The sequence below is a fragment of the Nocardioides sp. NPDC057767 genome (assembly GCF_042798275.1).
In the GTDB taxonomy this organism is placed as follows: Bacteria; Actinomycetota; Actinomycetes; order Propionibacteriales; family Nocardioidaceae; genus Nocardioides.
On sequence record NZ_JBHVKJ010000058.1, the window covers coordinates 1 to 15,299 of the forward strand.

The 15,299-nt window shown below is 70.3% G+C and carries 17 protein-coding genes; 5 read left to right on the top strand and 12 right to left on the bottom strand.

The genetic code is table 11. The features are described 5' to 3' along the window. Positions 1-50: 50 nt before the first annotated feature. Genes ACFVDI_RS23675 through ACFVDI_RS23705 form a run of 7 tightly spaced genes read right to left on the bottom strand, consistent with a single transcriptional unit; the run spans position 51 to position 5,600 of the window. Positions 51-1,463 (bottom strand): sensor histidine kinase, encoded by a 1,413-nt coding sequence (locus ACFVDI_RS23675; RefSeq protein WP_378911210.1) that lies wholly within the window; start codon positions 1,461-1,463, stop codon positions 51-53. Beyond that, positions 1,460-2,182: a response regulator transcription factor gene (locus ACFVDI_RS23680; RefSeq protein WP_378911213.1), complete on the bottom strand. Its 723-nt coding sequence runs from the start codon at positions 2,180-2,182 to the stop codon at positions 1,460-1,462. The genes ACFVDI_RS23675 and ACFVDI_RS23680 overlap by 4 nt, the downstream gene beginning before the upstream one ends. A 41-nt stretch (positions 2,183-2,223) precedes the next feature. Beyond that, positions 2,224-3,012: a class I SAM-dependent methyltransferase gene (locus ACFVDI_RS23685; protein WP_378911215.1), complete on the bottom strand. Its 789-nt coding sequence runs from the start codon at positions 3,010-3,012 to the stop codon at positions 2,224-2,226. A gap of 16 nt (positions 3,013-3,028) precedes the next feature. Continuing rightward, positions 3,029-3,616 (bottom strand): hypothetical protein, encoded by a 588-nt coding sequence (locus ACFVDI_RS23690; RefSeq protein ID WP_378911218.1) that lies wholly within the window; start codon positions 3,614-3,616, stop codon positions 3,029-3,031. A 9-nt stretch (positions 3,617-3,625) separates the two neighbouring features. Continuing rightward, a complete protein-coding gene (htpX, locus tag ACFVDI_RS23695; protein WP_378911220.1) occupies positions 3,626-4,534 on the bottom strand; it encodes a zinc metalloprotease HtpX in 909 nt (302 codons plus the stop codon). Positions 4,535-4,542: 8 nt separating this feature from the next. After that, entirely contained in the window at positions 4,543-4,821 is a 279-nt protein-coding gene (locus ACFVDI_RS23700; protein ID WP_328531631.1) for a hypothetical protein, read from the bottom strand. Then, complete coding sequence (locus tag ACFVDI_RS23705; protein WP_328531632.1) at positions 4,818-5,600, bottom strand: PspA/IM30 family protein; 783 nt, start codon at positions 5,598-5,600, stop codon at positions 4,818-4,820. The genes ACFVDI_RS23700 and ACFVDI_RS23705 overlap by 4 nt, the downstream gene beginning before the upstream one ends. Before the next feature lie 187 nt (positions 5,601-5,787). Here ACFVDI_RS23705 and ACFVDI_RS23710 point away from each other — a divergent pair, with 187 nt between their 5' ends. Beyond that, a complete protein-coding gene (locus ACFVDI_RS23710) occupies positions 5,788-6,372 on the top strand; it encodes a DUF3043 domain-containing protein (protein ID WP_378911224.1) in 585 nt (194 codons plus the stop codon). Here the strand turns inward: ACFVDI_RS23710 and ACFVDI_RS23715 are convergent. Then, positions 6,363-6,758, bottom strand: a complete 396-nt coding sequence (locus tag ACFVDI_RS23715; RefSeq protein ID WP_378911226.1) for a hypothetical protein — start codon at positions 6,756-6,758, stop codon at positions 6,363-6,365. The two genes, ACFVDI_RS23710 and ACFVDI_RS23715, sit on opposite strands and share 10 nt — an antisense overlap. After that, positions 6,758-7,102, bottom strand: coding sequence for an STAS domain-containing protein (locus ACFVDI_RS23720; protein WP_378911228.1), 345 nt, complete (start codon positions 7,100-7,102; stop codon positions 6,758-6,760). The genes ACFVDI_RS23715 and ACFVDI_RS23720 overlap by 1 nt, the downstream gene beginning before the upstream one ends. Before the next feature lie 115 nt (positions 7,103-7,217). Here ACFVDI_RS23720 and ACFVDI_RS23725 point away from each other — a divergent pair, with 115 nt between their 5' ends. The 3 genes from ACFVDI_RS23725 to ACFVDI_RS23735 are packed head-to-tail and all read left to right on the top strand — an operon-like array spanning position 7,218 to position 10,002. Next, positions 7,218-7,952 (top strand): response regulator transcription factor, encoded by a 735-nt coding sequence (locus ACFVDI_RS23725; RefSeq protein ID WP_378911233.1) that lies wholly within the window; start codon positions 7,218-7,220, stop codon positions 7,950-7,952. Continuing rightward, entirely contained in the window at positions 7,949-9,340 is a 1,392-nt protein-coding gene (locus ACFVDI_RS23730; RefSeq protein WP_378911237.1) for an ATP-binding protein, read from the top strand. Before ACFVDI_RS23725 ends, ACFVDI_RS23730 begins: the two co-directional genes overlap by 4 nt. Next, entirely contained in the window at positions 9,337-10,002 is a 666-nt protein-coding gene (locus ACFVDI_RS23735) for a GerMN domain-containing protein (RefSeq protein ID WP_378911239.1), read from the top strand. The genes ACFVDI_RS23730 and ACFVDI_RS23735 overlap by 4 nt, the downstream gene beginning before the upstream one ends. A gap of 20 nt (positions 10,003-10,022) precedes the next feature. Here ACFVDI_RS23735 and dapB read toward each other — a convergent pair whose 3' ends face one another. Then, a complete protein-coding gene (gene dapB, locus ACFVDI_RS23740; RefSeq protein ID WP_378911240.1) occupies positions 10,023-10,769 on the bottom strand; it encodes a 4-hydroxy-tetrahydrodipicolinate reductase in 747 nt (248 codons plus the stop codon). Between the two features lie 158 nt (positions 10,770-10,927). On the opposite strand from dapB, the gene ACFVDI_RS23745 reads away from it, so the two are divergent. After that, entirely contained in the window at positions 10,928-11,395 is a 468-nt protein-coding gene (locus tag ACFVDI_RS23745; protein ID WP_378911242.1) for a class I SAM-dependent methyltransferase, read from the top strand. 79 nt (positions 11,396-11,474) lie between these two features. On the opposite strand, the gene ACFVDI_RS23750 is transcribed toward ACFVDI_RS23745, so the two are convergent. After that, positions 11,475-12,869, bottom strand: coding sequence for a M16 family metallopeptidase (locus tag ACFVDI_RS23750; protein WP_378911243.1), 1,395 nt, complete (start codon positions 12,867-12,869; stop codon positions 11,475-11,477). A gap of 2 nt (positions 12,870-12,871) precedes the next feature. Next, positions 12,872-15,133 (bottom strand): polyribonucleotide nucleotidyltransferase, encoded by a 2,262-nt coding sequence (locus tag ACFVDI_RS23755; protein WP_378911244.1) that lies wholly within the window; start codon positions 15,131-15,133, stop codon positions 12,872-12,874. Positions 15,134-15,299: the final 166 nt, after the last annotated feature.

Consider the following 15,299-nt stretch of genomic DNA (forward strand, 5'->3'; position numbering starts at 1 on the left):
GTGGCACCGGTGTGCCACCTCGGCCGACGTGCGTGACGCCTCGGCCGCGGTCAGCTGACGGGGAGACGTACGGCGATCGTGGTGTCGCCGGGGACGCTGGTCAGCCTCACGCTTCCGCCGTGGGCGGTGACGATGGCGTGGACGAGGGCGAGGCCGAGGCCGGCGCCGCCGTCGCGCTGACGAGCCTCGTCGGCCCGGGTGAAGCGCTCGAACGCGTGCGGGAGCAGAGCGGGCGGGAAGCCGGGGCCGTCGTCGTGGACGTCGAAGCCGTCAGGACGTACGCGGACCGTGACCGTGGTGCCGGCCGGCGTGTGCCGGCGCTCGTTGGTGAGCAGGTTGCTGATCACCTGGTGGAGCCGCTGGCCGTCCCCGGTGACGATGACCTCGGCGTCACCGGAGTCGGCGTCGGCGGGCAGCTCGAGCCTCCAGGTGTGCGAGGGGTCGACGACCCTGGCGTCGTCGACGGCCTCCAGGAGCAGCCGGGTCAGGTCGACCGAGTCACGAGCCAGCGGGCGGCCCTGGTCGAGGCGCGCGAGCAGGAGCAGGTCCTCGACCAGCGCGGTCATCCGCAGCGACTCCTCCTCCACCTTGCCGAGCGCCGTCGGGACCGCCTCGGGCCGCTGCTGGGCGAGCTCGGTGTAGCCGCGGATCGTGGTCAGCGGGGTGCGCAGCTCGTGGGACGCGTCGGCGACGAACTGGCGTACCCGCTGCTCGCTGCGGTGGCGCTCCGCCAGCGAGGTCTCGACATGGTCGAGCAGCGAGTTGAGCGCGGCGCCGACCTGGCCGACCTCGGTGTCCTCGTCGGTGAGCCGCTCGGGGACCCGTTCGGTGACCGAGACCTCGCCCGAGGAGAGCGGGAGCCCGGCGACGGTGTGCGCGGTGGCGGCGACCTCGCGCAGGGGGCTGAGCTGGCGGCGTACGACGAGATAGCCGGCACCTGCTGCCGCCAGCACTCCCAGCAGCGTGAGCAGGGCCTCCCAGAAGACGAGGCTCTCGATGGTGTTGTCGACCTCGTTGGTCGAGCGTCCGGTGACGACCACCACCTGGACGCCGTTGTTGAGGTTCCCGGACTGGGCGATCACCCGGTAGGCGCCGTGGTCGGGCAGGGAGACATCGTGGGGACGGGCATCGACGCGTACGGCGGCCAGCGCCTCCAGGTCGGCCGGGGTGAGCGACTCCGCCTGGTCGGGGACGAAGCTGCCGAGGTTGCCCTGGGCGGCGCCGCTCTCGGGAAACACCGCGACGACCGAGTCCGGCCCGATGTTGAAGTTGCCCCCGGGACGAGGGCCGGCGACACCGCGTGCCATGTCGTGCACGTCCCGGTCGAGACGGTCCATGAGGGTCTCGCGCAGCGCGATGGTGGCGAAGGTCGCGATCAGGAGCGACACGACCAGCACCAGGGAGACCGCGGTGATCACCAGGCGCGAGATGAGCGGCGTGACCAGCCGCTTCAGCCGGTTCACCCAGCAGCCTTCAGCACATACCCCGCGCCGCGCATCGTGTGGATCATCGGCTCCCGGCCGGCGTCGATCTTCTTGCGCAGGTAGGAGATGTAGAGCTCGACGACGTTGGCCTGACCACCGAAGTCGTAGGACCAGACCCGGTCGAGGATCTGGGCCTTGGACAGCACCCGCCGCGGGTTGCGCATCAGGAAGCGGAGCAGCTCGAACTCGGTGGCGGTGAGGCCGATCTCCTCCCCCGCCCGGTGCACCTCTCGGGAGTCCTCGTCCATGGTGAGGTCGCCGACGCGGATCACCGAGTGCTCCTCGACCCGGGTCGCGCCGGCCCGCCGCATCAGGGCACGCAGCCGCGCGACCAGCTCCTCGAGCGAGAACGGCTTGATCACGTAGTCGTCACCACCCGCGGTCAGCCCGGCGACCCGGTCCTCGACCGCGTCCTTGGCGGTGAGGAAGAGGACGGGTACGTCCGGGCTGGTCGCCCGCACCCGGCGCAGGACCTCGAGCCCGTCGAAGTCGGGCAGCATCCAGTCGAGCACGATCGCGTCGGGGGCGGTCTCCTTCGCGGCGGCCACGGCCTTGGAGCCGGAATGAGCCGTGGTGACCGCCCAGCCCTCGAACCGCAGCGCCATCGAGATCAGCTCGGCGATGTTCACCTCGTCGTCGACGACGAGCACCCGCAGGGGAGAGCCATCGGGGCGGGTCAGATCCTGTGCTCCGGTCATGACCCCATCATGCGACCGTTTGCTGTGCGGCGCCTGTGAGGTCACTGTGGAGTGTCGATGTCATCGCCGCCCACCCGGCGGGCGGTGTGGAGCATCAGGTCGGCGCGCACCTCGACCTGCTCCGGGAGCGCCGCGGTCAGGTCGGCGAAGAGCGCGGACCGGTCGTCGGCCGTGAGGATCCGGATCGCGGAGATGGTGTCGAGGTGACGCACGTAGTCGTCGCGGGCGAGGCTGAACCGGCGTGGCACCTCTCGCTGGCGTACGTCGCGCAGCCGACCGTCGGCGAGCATCTCGCCCCCGGGGAACAGCATGGGCGCGTCCGCCACGGACGGCGGCGGCAGGTGACGGCCCGCCGGGGCGTACGCCGCGATCAGCTCCTCCTCGACGGCCGCGACGTCGTCGTCGGCGAGCTCGAAGGGACCGCCGAAGAAGGCCACCGCTCCTCCGTCACGGACCAGGGCGGTGGCCCGGTCCCACCGGGTCTCCGGCGCGGTCCAGTGCCACGCCGCGGCCGCGTAGAGCAGGTCGAACGGTTGATGGTCGGCGGGGTCGAGGTCCTCCAGCGCGGCGCGCACGGTGGTCACCGGCAGGCCGGCGCACTCGCGGCGGAGCACGGCGAGCATCTCGGCGTCGGGGTCGGTCGCGACCACTTCGATCCCCGCGCCCGCGAACGTGCGGGTCGCCTTCCCGGTGCCGGCGCCGATCTCGATCGCCCGGCGCACCGGTCCGTCGGCGACCTCGCTCACCAGCGCGACCAGGCCCTCGGGATAGCCGGGGCGGTAGCGCTGGTAGTCCTCCGCGACCGCTCCGAAGCTCCGTGCGCGTTCCATGTCGACCGCCTCTCGGTCAGAGCCCGGGGGCACCCCACACGGCAAGCCAGCGGGACAGATCCTTCTCGACCGGGAGATCGCCTTCGACCGCGGTGCGGACGTTGATCTCGAGGAGGTTGTCGCGCTGCTGCGGGCCGGTGGGGACGAAGGGGTAGAAGGTGCCCTGCTTGTAGAGGTAGATCAGGCCGACGCGGCGCCCGTCGGCACCCTCGAAGGTGATCAGGGAGCACAGCAGCCCGGGGCCGAAGCCGTTCATCTCCAGCGTCGTGTTGACCGCGTGCAGGTCGGTGACCAGGCCGGTGATGTCGGGGTTGGCCGGGTCGAGGGGCTCGTGGTCGACGCTGAGCCAGGTGAAGCCGAACTCGTCGACGCTCGTGGTCACCTTCGGGGCACTCTCGGAGGCGCCGAGCAGCTCGACGACGTCGTTCTGGGTGCCGGCGAACCCGGCGCCGGCCGCAGCCCGGTAGCAGACCGCGCCATCGCCGGTCGGGACCAGCCCGAGCGAGGTCTGCATGGTGAGCGCGGCGGTCGGCACCGCGAACAGCGCGTCGAGGTTGGCCTGCTTCGGTCGCGTACGACCCGTGATGACGTCCCAGAAGCCCACGGGCCGACCCTACTGCGCCGGACGGCCCAGCTCGGCCTCGATCCGGGCGAGTTGCTCCAGGCGCTGTTCCAGCGACGGATGGGTCGAGGTCAGCGTACGCAGCGACTGGCCGCTGATCGCCGGGGCGATGAAGAACGCGTTCAGCGCCTGCGAGGACCGCAGGTCCCGGCTCGGGATCGCGGAGATCTCGCCGGTGATCTTCTGCAGCGCGCTGGCCAGCGCGGCCGGCTTCATGGTCAGCTGAGCGCCGGCCCGGTCGGCGGCGAGCTCGCGGTAGCGAGACAGCATCCGAAGCAGCAGCCAGGACACGGCGTAGACCACGAGCGAGACCAGCAGCACCACCAGCCACACCGGAAGACCGTTGTTGTTGTCGCGGCGGCCGCCACCGGCGTAGGCACCGTACTGCGAGCCGCGGCTCAGCATCCCGGCGACGATGCCGGCCGAGGAGGCGACCGTCATCACGAGCACGTCGCGGTGGGCGACGTGGGAGAGCTCGTGGGCGAGCACGCCCTCCAGCTCCTCGGCGCTCAGCCGCTGCATGATGCCGGTGGTCACCACGACCGCGGACCGCTTCGGCGAGCGGCCGGTGGCGAAGGCGTTGGGCATGTCGGTGTAGGCGATCCCGACGCGCGGCTTCGGCATGTCGGCCAGCGTGCACAGCCGGTCGATCATCGCGTGCAGCTCGGGCGCCTCCTGGGCCGACACCTCCCGCGCGCGCATCGCGCGCATCGCGAGGGTGTCGGAGGAGTACCACTGCCACCAGGCGATGCCGAGCCCGACGATGCCGATGATCGGCGCCCACTGCGCGGGCAGCACGAACATCAGCGCCACGATGAGCCCGACGAAGAGCGCGCCGAGCAGGAACATCACCGTGGTCATCCGGACGGTCAGCCCGGCATCACCCTGGAAACGTGACATGGCTGGTTCTAGCCAGGGATGAGGCCCTCGTCGCCGAGCATCTCGGAGACCTCGGCGAGCGTGGAGCCGGGTCCGGGGAGGATCAGGTCGGAGGAGTCGATCGCGTCGACCGGGTGGGCGGTGCCCAGCGAACGGACGCTGTCGAGCAGCGCGGCGAGCGCCGCCTCGAAGACGGCCTCGTCGGTGCCCTGGCAGGCAGCCTCGACGGCGGCGTCGAGCTCGTTGAGCTTGTCGACAGCGGCGTCGTCGACGTCGTACTGCCCCTCACCCAGGATGCGAACGATCACTGCTCGGCCTTCTTCTCGGTCGATTCCACGTCGATCACCGGCGCGTTGGCGTCGGCGCCGGGCAGCGCCTGCGTCTGCTGCGGGGCGTTGAGGCCCTTGAGCGCGGCGAGCTCGGCCTCGACGTCGTTGGTCGAGCTGAGCGCGTCGAGCTGGCGGGTGATGTCGTCGGAGGGTCCGGCGGTGAGGTCGTCGAGGGCGCCCGAGGCGAGCAGCTCGTCGACGGCGCCGGCGCGGGCCTGCATCTCGAGGGTCTTGTCCTCGGCACGCTGCATCGCCAGGCCGACGTCGCCCATCTCCTCGCCGATGCCGGAGACCGCCTCGTTGATCCGGGTCTGCGCCTCGGCGGCGGTGTAGGTCGCCTTGATGGTCTCCTTCTTGGTGCGGAAGGACTCGACCTTGGCCTGCAGCCGCTGCTGGGCGAGGGTGAGCTTCTCCTCCTCACCCTGGAGCGTGGCGAGCTGGGTGCTGAGGTCGTTGATCTGGCTGGTCAGCCCGGACTTGCGGGTCAGCGCCTCGCGAGCGAGGTCCTCCCGGTTCATCTCGATGGCCTTCTGGGCCTGGCCGGTGAGCTTGTCGGACTGCTGCTTGAGCCCGTTGATCTGCAGCTCGACGCGCTTGCGGCTGGTCGCGACGTCCGCGACACCGCGACGCACCTGCTGCAGCATCTGAAGCTGCTTCTGGTAGCTGTAGTCGAGCACCTCCCGTGGGTCCTCGGCCTTGTCGAGCGCCTTGTTTGCCTTCGCCTTGAAGACCAGGCTCAGCCGCTTCATCACACTCATCGGTTCCCTTTACGCCTCTCATATGCGGCCGACCGCCGGCCGCCCCGCGTCGTCGCTTGCCGCTGGACTCTCGTCGTCCTAGGACAAGTGTTGCCTCTCACCTTAGGCCGGGTCCACAAAACTCGCTGTCAAGGCCGCACGGGATATCCTGTGTGTGTCCCAGCCAACAGGTAAGAGGTCACTCAAGTTGTTCGGTCGCAAGTCCCCAGCCCCGCAGGTCGTCGAGCCCGAGAGCCCGGTCAAGGAGACCGGCAAGGGTCGCCCGACCCCCACGCGCAAGGAAGCGGAGGCAGCTCGCAAGGCGCGCCTCAAGCAGCCGCGCACGCGCAAGGAGATCAACGCCGCCAACCGCGCCCAGCGCGCCGAGCAGGGCGACAAGATGCGCCAGGCGATGAAGACCGGCGACGAGCGCTACCTCCCGCTGCGCGACAAGGGCCCGGTCAAGCGGTTCGTCCGCGACTGGGTCGACGCCCGGTTCACCTTCGCCGAGATCGTGCTCCCGGTGCTCATCATCGCGCTGGTGGTGCCCTACGTCAGCGTCGAGCTCGCGATGTACTCCCAGCTCTTCACGCTCGTCGTGATGGCCACCGTGATCATCAACCTGATCGCGCTGCGCTTCCTGCTGCGCAAGGAGCTCAAGCGCCGCTTCCCCGACAACGACCTCAAGGGCACGACCTACTACGCGATCATGCGGGCCATCCAGATCCGTCCGCTGCGCCTGCCCAAGCCGCAGGTCAAGATCGGCACCGAGCTCCCCGACGACTACCGCTGAATCTCGTCCGCCTCGGGAGGGTCCTCGACCTCGCAGACCAGACTGGCCCCGCCGACGCGGTCCTGGAAGCTCCAGGAGCTGGTCAGGTCGGTGAGCTTGTCGGCGATGTAGGGCTCGGGTGCGGCCGCGGGCATCGAGGTGAGCGTCCAGACCGTGGAGAGCTCGACCCGGGTCGGCGTACGCCAGGCCAGCTTGACCCAGATCTCGCCGGGCAGGCTGGAGGCGGCCACGTGCACGCCGAAGGCTGCGAGCACCTCGAGCCGGTTCGCGGCCCGGTCGCCTACGACACGTGAGTCGGTCCACGCCCGCACCTGGCTCATCGCCTGGTCCGGCGTCAGCAGGTCGGACGCCTGCTCGCGGGCCGTCTCGTGGACGTGGTTGCTCATCAATTGACCTCTCGGGTGGGGGATGGTGTGGCCGGGGCCGTCTGGATGTCCCAGATGGTGTCGAGGCCGGCCCTGCGGAGCCGGCCGGCGAGCGCCGGGTCGGCGTTGCGGAGACGAAGAGGCACGCCCCGGGTCCCGCAGCGCCGCTTCGCCCACAGCAGGGCGGCGACCGTCGTCGAGGAGAACCGGGTCAGTCCGGTCAGATCGACCACGACCGCCTCGGGAGCGCTCGCGAGCATCTCGGCCAGCCGCCAGCGCAGGTTGTGGATCGCCCGCCGGCAGGTGACGTCCGAGAACGGGACGACGACGGTCTCCTCGACCGGATAGAAGTCAGCCTCGCTCATGCGGCCCACACTGACCGCGCTGTATGGAGGTGCCTTCGCAGTTTCGTGTCAGTTTCGTGTCACTTCGGGCCGGTCGAACGCAACAGCCCGGTGTCGTCACCACCTGGGTGAGACGATGCCGGACGTGCAAGAGGCAGCCAGACGAGTGCTCATCCTGGAGGACGACTACGGGCTGCGTACGTCTCTCCGGCTCTTTCTCGAGCAGGAGGGATACGCGGTCGGCGAGGCCGACGACGCCGAGGTCGCCCTCGAGCTGGACGCCGAGCGGCCGTTCGACGTGATGCTGGTCGACCTGATGCTCGGCGGCATCGACGGGTTCACCTTCATCCGCTCCGTCCGGCCGAGGACGACCGCGCCGATCATCGTGATCAGCGCCCGCGACGGCGCCAAGGACGTGGTCGCCGCTCTGGAGGCGGGAGCCGACGACTACGTACGCAAGCCCTTCGACGTCGCCGAGGTCCGCGCCCGGATCAAGGCCGCGCTGCGGCGCCCGGACTACCCGCTGGTCCCCTCCTCCGGCGGCTACCCGCCCGCAGGCGGCATCGTGCTCGACTCGACCGACGGACCGCTGGTCTTCGACCCCGCGGGCGCGACGCTGCGCCGGGGAGCCGAGGACCTCCACCTGACCAGCACGGAGTTCAAGCTCCTGCTCGCCCTGGCGACGAGTCCGGGCCGGGTGATGACCCGCGAGAACCTGGTCAGCCAGATGTGGCCGGAAGGGCACCACGGCGACGTCCGCGTCGTCGACGTGCACGTCAGCCGGCTGCGCACCAAGGTCGACGCCGACCCGGCGGCTCGTGGCGTCATCTCGACGGTCCGCGGGCTCGGCTACCGCCTGGACCCGCGATGAGCCCGCGGCCACCCCGCCGGGGTCTGCGCGCCAACGTGGTCACGGCGTTCGCCGCCGGAGCCCTGCTGATCAGCCTGATCCTGGCCTTCGGCACCTACTTCTCCGCGCGTCACTACCTGATCGTGCAGCGCGAGCGCAACGCGCTGCAGCAGGCCTACATCGACGCCGCGCTGGTCAAGGAGAGGCTGCGTACCAACGGGGTGAACGTGGCCGACGTCCTCACCGAGATCGCCCAGCCGCGGCGCACCACGGTCCTCGTCCACCAGGACGGCCAGTGGTACTCCTCCGACCTCACCACTCCTGTCCACGACGCCACCAGCAGCGTCGCCAGGAGCGTCGAGGCCGGCGACGTGGCGCTGTCCTGGAACGATGCCGGCGACCGGCCCAACATCGTGGTCGGGATCCCTCTCGAAGGCGTCGGTGCCGACTACTACGAGGTCACCCACGCCAAGGAGCTCAGCCAGACGCTCGACACGATGGGCTACGCGCTCGCCATCTCCGCGGCGCTCACGACCGTCGCCGGCGGCATCCTGGGCTGGTACGCCGCCCGGCGGGTGCTGCGTCCGCTGCGGCAGGTCGCCCTGGCCGCCGCGCGCATCTCCGCCGGCGAGCTCGACACCCGGGTCGAGGCGACCGACGACCCCGACCTGGCGACGCTCACCGGGTCGTTCAACACCATGGTCGACACCGTCGTCGAACGCCTCGACCACGACGCCCGCTTCGCCGCCGACGTCAGCCACGAGCTCCGTACGCCGGTCGCCACCCTCACCACCAGCCTCGGTGTCCTGCAGGGCGACCGCACCCTCTCACCGAGCTCCGCGACGGCCGTCGGGCTGATGGCCGGCGAGCTGGAGCGGTTCCGCGGGGCGCTGGAGGACCTGATCACGCTGGGGCGGCTCGATGCCGGCGTACGCGAGTCGGAATGGGAGGTGCTGGGCGTCGCCGACCTCGTCGCCGCGACTCTCCGCGAGGCCGGGATCGGCGGCGAGGTGGTGGTCGAGGTGCCGGCCGACCTCGAGATCTATGCCGACCGGCTCCAGGTCCACCGGGCGCTGGCCAACCTGGTCCGCAACGCCGAGACGCACGGCGGCGGCCTGACCGCCGTGCGCGCCACGTCCCGGCGCCGCCACGCCGAGATCCATGTCGTCGACTCCGGTCCCGGCGTCCCCGCCGCGGAACGAGAGCACATCTTCGACAGGTTCGCCCGGCTGGGCGCCCGCGGCGCGACCACCGGCAGCGGGCTCGGGCTGAGCATCGTGGAACAGACCGCCCAGCTCCACGACGGCTCGGTCTGGTGTCGCGACACCGACTCCGGTGGCGCCGACTTCGTGCTCTCCCTCCCACTGGCGCCCACGGCGCGGTCCAGGTCTGGCCGGGAGGTGACATGAGAGCGGTGCGTACGTGCTGTGCGGCGGTGGCCACCGGGCTGCTCCTGCTCACGGCCGCGTGCGGCGTGCCCGACGACGACCAGGTGCGCACCGTCGATCCCGCCGAGGTCCCCTACCACCTGCTCGAGGACGCGGGAGAGGTGCCCACCGGCACGGCGAACTGGACCGCCAGACCGCGGCTCTACTGGGTCGATGCCCAGGACCGGCTCGTCGGTCGACCCGCGGCGAGCTTCTGCGCGAAGACCTTGACCGGGGTCGCGAGGGACATCCTCGACCAGCTCGGTGATGGCCCCTCGGTCCGCGAGCTGAGTGCCGGCCTCGGCACCGCCCTCCCCCCGCAGGGATGGCTGGAGCTCGTGGCCATCACCGACCGCACCGCCCACCTCCGTGCCTCCACCGACGACACGATCGCCACCAACCGGGTCGTGCTCGCGACGGCACAGACGGTGCTGTCGCTGACCTCGATCCCGGGCGTGGACCGGGTGGAGGTCGAGTACGACGCCGAGCCGTTGCAGGTGCCGCGGTCCTCGGGCGAGCTCGCCGACGGACCGCTGCGGCACGACGACTACCGCAGCCTGCTCGCCGACCCCGCCGAGGCCGCCGGCGTCCCCGGACAGCCCGCGGCCGACCGGCTACGAGGTGAGGAGCTCTGCCCGCGCTGAGCCGGCTCCCCCCACCGCGCTCAGGCCAGCCCGAGGACGTCCTCCAGGCCGATGGTCAGGCCCGGCCGCGAGCCGATGCCTCGGATCGCGGCGAGCACGCCGTGGGCGAAGGAGCTGTGGGAGAGCGAGTCGTGGCGGATGGTCAGGAGCTCGCCGACGCCGCCGAGGACGACCTCCTGATGGGCGACCGACCCGGACATCCGCAGCGAGTGGACCGGGATGCCGTCGACGGAGGCGCCACGGGCGCCGTCGAGCGCCGAGGTGGTCGCGTCGGGCGCCGGACCCACACCGGCCTCCCGGCGCGCCGCAGCGACGAGCTCGGCGGTCCGGCGGGCCGTACCGGAGGGAGCGTCGGCCTTCCGCTCGTGGTGGGTCTCGACGATCTCCACCGACGGGAAGTGCGCGGCGGCGAGCTCGGCGAACCGCATCATCAGCACGGCACCGACCGAGAAGTTGGGGACCACCATCGCCCCGACGCCCGGGGTCTTCGCCAGCCAGGTCTCGAGCTGCTCGACGCGGTCGGGGCCGAAGCCCGAGGTGCCGATCACCGTGTGCACGCCGTGGGACAGGCAGAACTCGGCGTTGCCCATCACCGCCTCGAGCGTGGTGACGTCGACGGCCACCTCGGCGCCGGCGTCGGTGATCATCGACAGCTCGTCGCCACGGCCGATCCGAGCCACGAGCTCGAGGTCATCGGCGGACTCGACGGCATCACAGACCGCCGAACCGAGCTTGCCACGTGCACCGAGAACAGCCACCTTAGTCATGGGCGAAACCCTATAGATCACGCTCGAGCAACGATCCACCAGCATCCGGTGAACACTGTCTGGCGAGGGTCGTGAGCAGAACCGTAGAAGGATCTGGCAGTCTTGGACCCATGGTGGTGCAGACGATCCCTGCTCGGATCCGTTGGGCCGTTGACTTCATGGACATTCAACCGAACGATCATGTCCTTGAGATCGGCTGCGGTCCGGGGGCTGGTGCCGAGCTGATCTGTAGCCGGCTGGAGACCGGAAAGCTGTTTGCGATCGACCGCTCGGAGTCGGGTGTCGATCGTACGAAGCGACGCTGCGCGAAGTATCTGGAGGCAGGACGCCTCACGGTCCGCCAGATCGACCTCGCGACGCTGCGGGTGCCGGTCAAGCGGCTGACGAAGGTCTTCGCGTTCAACGTCAACCTGTTCTGGGTGCGGGACGCATCCGCCGAGATCGCGCTGCTCCACGAGCGCGTGCTTCCCGGCGGCACCGTCAACCTCTTCTACGAGGCCACCCAGCGCGAGCAGGTCCCCGAGATCATCGAGAAGTCGAGCAAGGCCCTCGCCGACGCCGGCTTCCGGGTCTCCATCGTCGACTCCAAGGTCCCGGCCGCTGTCGGGATCATCGGTCGCCGCTGACGCGAGAGTCACGCCGAGTCGGCTCGTCATGACGGGCCGACTCGGCAGGGGAATCGGTCATGACGAGCCGACTCGGCGCTCAGGCGGGGCCCACGACGGCGAGGATCTCGGGCCGACTCAGGATCTCGGCGGCGACCTCGCGACAGTCGTCCAGGGTGACCGCGTCGATACGGGCCAGGACCTCGTCGATCGAGTAGAGCTCGCGGTGGACCAGCTCGGCACGGCCGATGCGGGACATCCGGGAGGCCGAGTCCTCCAGACCCAGCACGAGCCCGCCGCGCAGCTGACCCTTGCCGAGCTCGAGCTCCTCGGCGGTGATGCCGTCGCGAGCGACGGCGGCCAGCTCGGAGCGTACGACCTCGAGGACCTCGTCGAGCTTGGCCGGCAGGCACCCGACCTGGACCCCGAAGAGTCCTGTCTCGGCGTGGCTGTAGGCGTAGGAGTAGACCGAGTAGGCCAGGCCCCGGTGCTCGCGGACCTCCTGGAAGAGCCGTGAGGACGTCGCCCCGCCGACGGCGGTGTTGACCACCTCGAAGGCGAAGCGGCGGTCGTCGCCGCGCTGCAGGCCCTCGCGGGCCAGGATCACGTTGACCTGCTCCAGCGGGCGCTGGGCGCTGGTCTCGCCGGGAGCGACCTCGAGGGGTGACCCCTCACGCGGCGCCACCGGGGCGGTCTCGCTCGTCAGGAAGCCCGAGCCGGAGAACGCCTTCTCCACCATCGCCACGACCTCGTCGTGGTCGACGTTGCCGGCGACCGAGACGACCATCCTGGGCGCCACGTAGTGCTCTCGGTAGAAGTCGTCGATCTCCTCGCGGGTCAGCGCGGAGATCGAGGCCTCCGTGCCGGCGATGCCTCGCCCGAGCGGCGTCTCGGCGCCCCATGCCTGGGCGGCGACGAGGTTGTGGATCACGTCGTCGGGATCGTCGTCGTGCATGGCGATCTCGTCGAGGATCACGTCACGCTCGGCCTCGACGTCCTCGCCGGTGATCAGCGAGGAGGTCAGCATGTCGCCGACGACGTCGATCGCCAGCGGCAGGTCGACGTCGAGCACACGCGCATGGAAGCAGGTGTACTCCTTGGCCGTGTAGGCGTTGAACTCCCCGCCGACGCGGTCCAGCGAGGAGGAGATCTCCAAGGCCGTACGCGACGGGGTGCCCTTGAACAGCAGGTGCTCGAGGAAGTGGGAGCAGCCGTGCTGGCGCGCGGTCTCGTCCCGGGACCCGACACCGATGAAGACGCCGACGGCCGCCGAGCGGACCCCGGCCATCTGCTCGGTCACGATCCGCAGGCCCGAGGGGTGGACCGTACGTCTCACCAGCGACGTCACTGCGCCGTTGACCTCGGTCTGCTCGAGCGTGACGGTGGTGCCGGGCTCCTGGTTATAGCCGGGGGACCGGCCGACACCCGTGTGTCGACCGGTCCCTCGTGCCGAAGCGGAGCCAGAGGCGTTCCACTCAGTGGTGCGTGACGCCAAGGTCACTCCTCGTCTGCGGCCTCGGTGGCGGTCTCAGCCGGAGTCTCCTCGGCGGGAGCCTCCTCCTCGAGCACCGGGGCGAGCGACAGCTTGCCGCGGTCGTCGATCTCGGCGATCTCGACCTGGATCTTCTGGCCGACCTCGACGACGTCCTCGACCGACTCCACCCGCTTGCCGCCGTTGAGGGCGCGCAGCTTGGTGATGTGGAGCAGGCCGTCCTTGCCCGGGAGCAGGGCGACGAACGCGCCGAAGTTGGTCGTCTTCACGACCGTGCCGAGGTAGCGCTCGCCGACCTCGGGCATGGTCGGGTTGGCGATCGCGTTGACCGCCGCCCGGGCGGCCTCGGCGGCAGCGCCGTCGGTCGCACCGATGAGCACCGTGCCGTCGTCCTCGATGGAGATCTGGGCGCCGGTGTCCTCCTGGATCTGGTTGATCACCTTGCCCTTCGGGCCGATGACCTCGCCGATCTTGTCGACGGGGACCTTCACGGTGATGATCCGCGGAGCGGTCGGAGCCATCTCCTCCACACCGCCGATGGCCTCGTGCATGACGTCCAGGATGGTCGTACGCGCGTCCTTGGCCTGGTTGAGGGCCTGGGCGAGGACCTCGGCCGGGATGCCGTCCAGCTTGGTGTCGAGCTGCAGCGCGGTCACGAACTCCGCGGTGCCGGCGACCTTGAAGTCCATGTCGCCGAAGGCGTCCTCGGCACCGAGGATGTCGGTGAGCGCGACGTACTTGGTCTCGCCGTCGATCTCACCGGAGATCAGACCCATCGCGATACCGGCGACCGGGGCCTTCAGCGGGACACCGGCGTTGAGCAGCGACATCGTCGAGGCGCAGACCGAGCCCATCGAGGTGGAGCCGTTGGAGCCCATGGCCTCGGAGAGCTGGCGGATCGCGTAGGGGAACTCCTCGCGGCTCGGGATCACCGGCAGGAGCGCGCGGCGGGCGAGCGCACCGTGGCCGACCTCGCGGCGCTTGGGCGAGCCGACCCGGCCGGTCTCACCGGTGGAGAACGGCGGGAAGACGTACTTGTGCATGTATCGACGGTTCTTCTCCGGGGAGAGGGTGTCGAGCTGCTGCTCCATCTTGAGCATGTCGAGGGTGGTGACACCGAGGATCTGGGTCTCGCCGCGCTCGAAGAGCGAGGAGCCGTGGACCCGCGGGATCACGCCGACCTCGGAGTGCAGCGGACGGATGTCGGCCAGGCCGCGACCGTCGATGCGGACCTTGTCGCGCAGGACCTGGGTGCGGATGGCCTTCTTGGTGATGGCCTTGTAGGCCGCACCGATCTCGCCCTCGCGACCCTCGAACTGGGCGCCGATCTTCTCGAGCAGGGCGAGCTTGATCCGGTCGCCCTCCTCCTCGCGCTCCAGCTTGGTCAGGACGCGCTCGCGCGAGCCCTTGACGCTGTAGAGGTCGGTGACGTCGGCGCCGACAGCGGCCTCGACGGCCTCGTAGACGTCGTCCTGGTAGTCCAGGAAGACCGGGTAGTCCTGGACCGGCTTGGCGGCCTGCTTGGCCAGCTCGGCCTGGGCCTCGACCAGCTGCTTGATGAACGGCTTGGCGGCGTCGAGGCCACCGGCCACGATCGGCTCGGTCGGCGCCTGGGCACCGGACTGGACCAGGTCCCAGGTCTTCTCGGTGGACTCGGCCTCGACCATCATGATGGCGACGTCGCCGGCCTCGGTGACGCGTCCGGCCACGACCATGTCGAAGACGGCGTTCTCGAGCTGGCTGTGGGTCGGGAAGGCGACCCACTGGCCCTCGATCAGGGCGACGCGCACGCCGCCGACCGGGCCGGAGAACGGCAGGCCGGAGAGCTGGGTGGACATCGACGCGGCGTTGATCGCGAGCACGTCGTAGGGCTGGTCGGGGTCGAGCGCCATGACGGTGATGACGACCTGGACCTCGTTGCGCAGGCCCTTCTTGAAGGTCGGGCGCAGCGGGCGGTCGATCAGGCGGCAGGTGAGGATCGCGTCCTCACCCGGGCGACCCTCGGAACGGAAGAAGGAGCCGGGGATCTTGCCCGCGGCGTACATCCGCTCCTCCACGTCGATGGTGAGCGGGAAGAAGTCGAAGTGGTCCTTCGGCTGCTTGGAGACGGTGGTCGCCGACAGCAGCATCGTCTCGTCGTCGAGGTAGGCGGTCACGGAACCCGCGGCCTGGCGGGCGAGCAGCCCGGTCTCGAACTTGACGGTGCGGGTGCCGAACTTGCCGTTGTCGATGGTGGTCTCGACGGCAGTGATGACTGGTTCGGTCAAGGATTTCGTCCTTAGTCTTTGTCGCGGAGCGCCCCCGCGCCGGGCGTGTGCGTTCGCTACGCACAGGGCCGGTCTTCGATCGAGACCCTCAGCCTTCTCGGCATCTGCCGAGATCTGGGAGTCACTACCGAGGACCGAGCCGGACGGGCGGGCCGCTCCTGGTGAT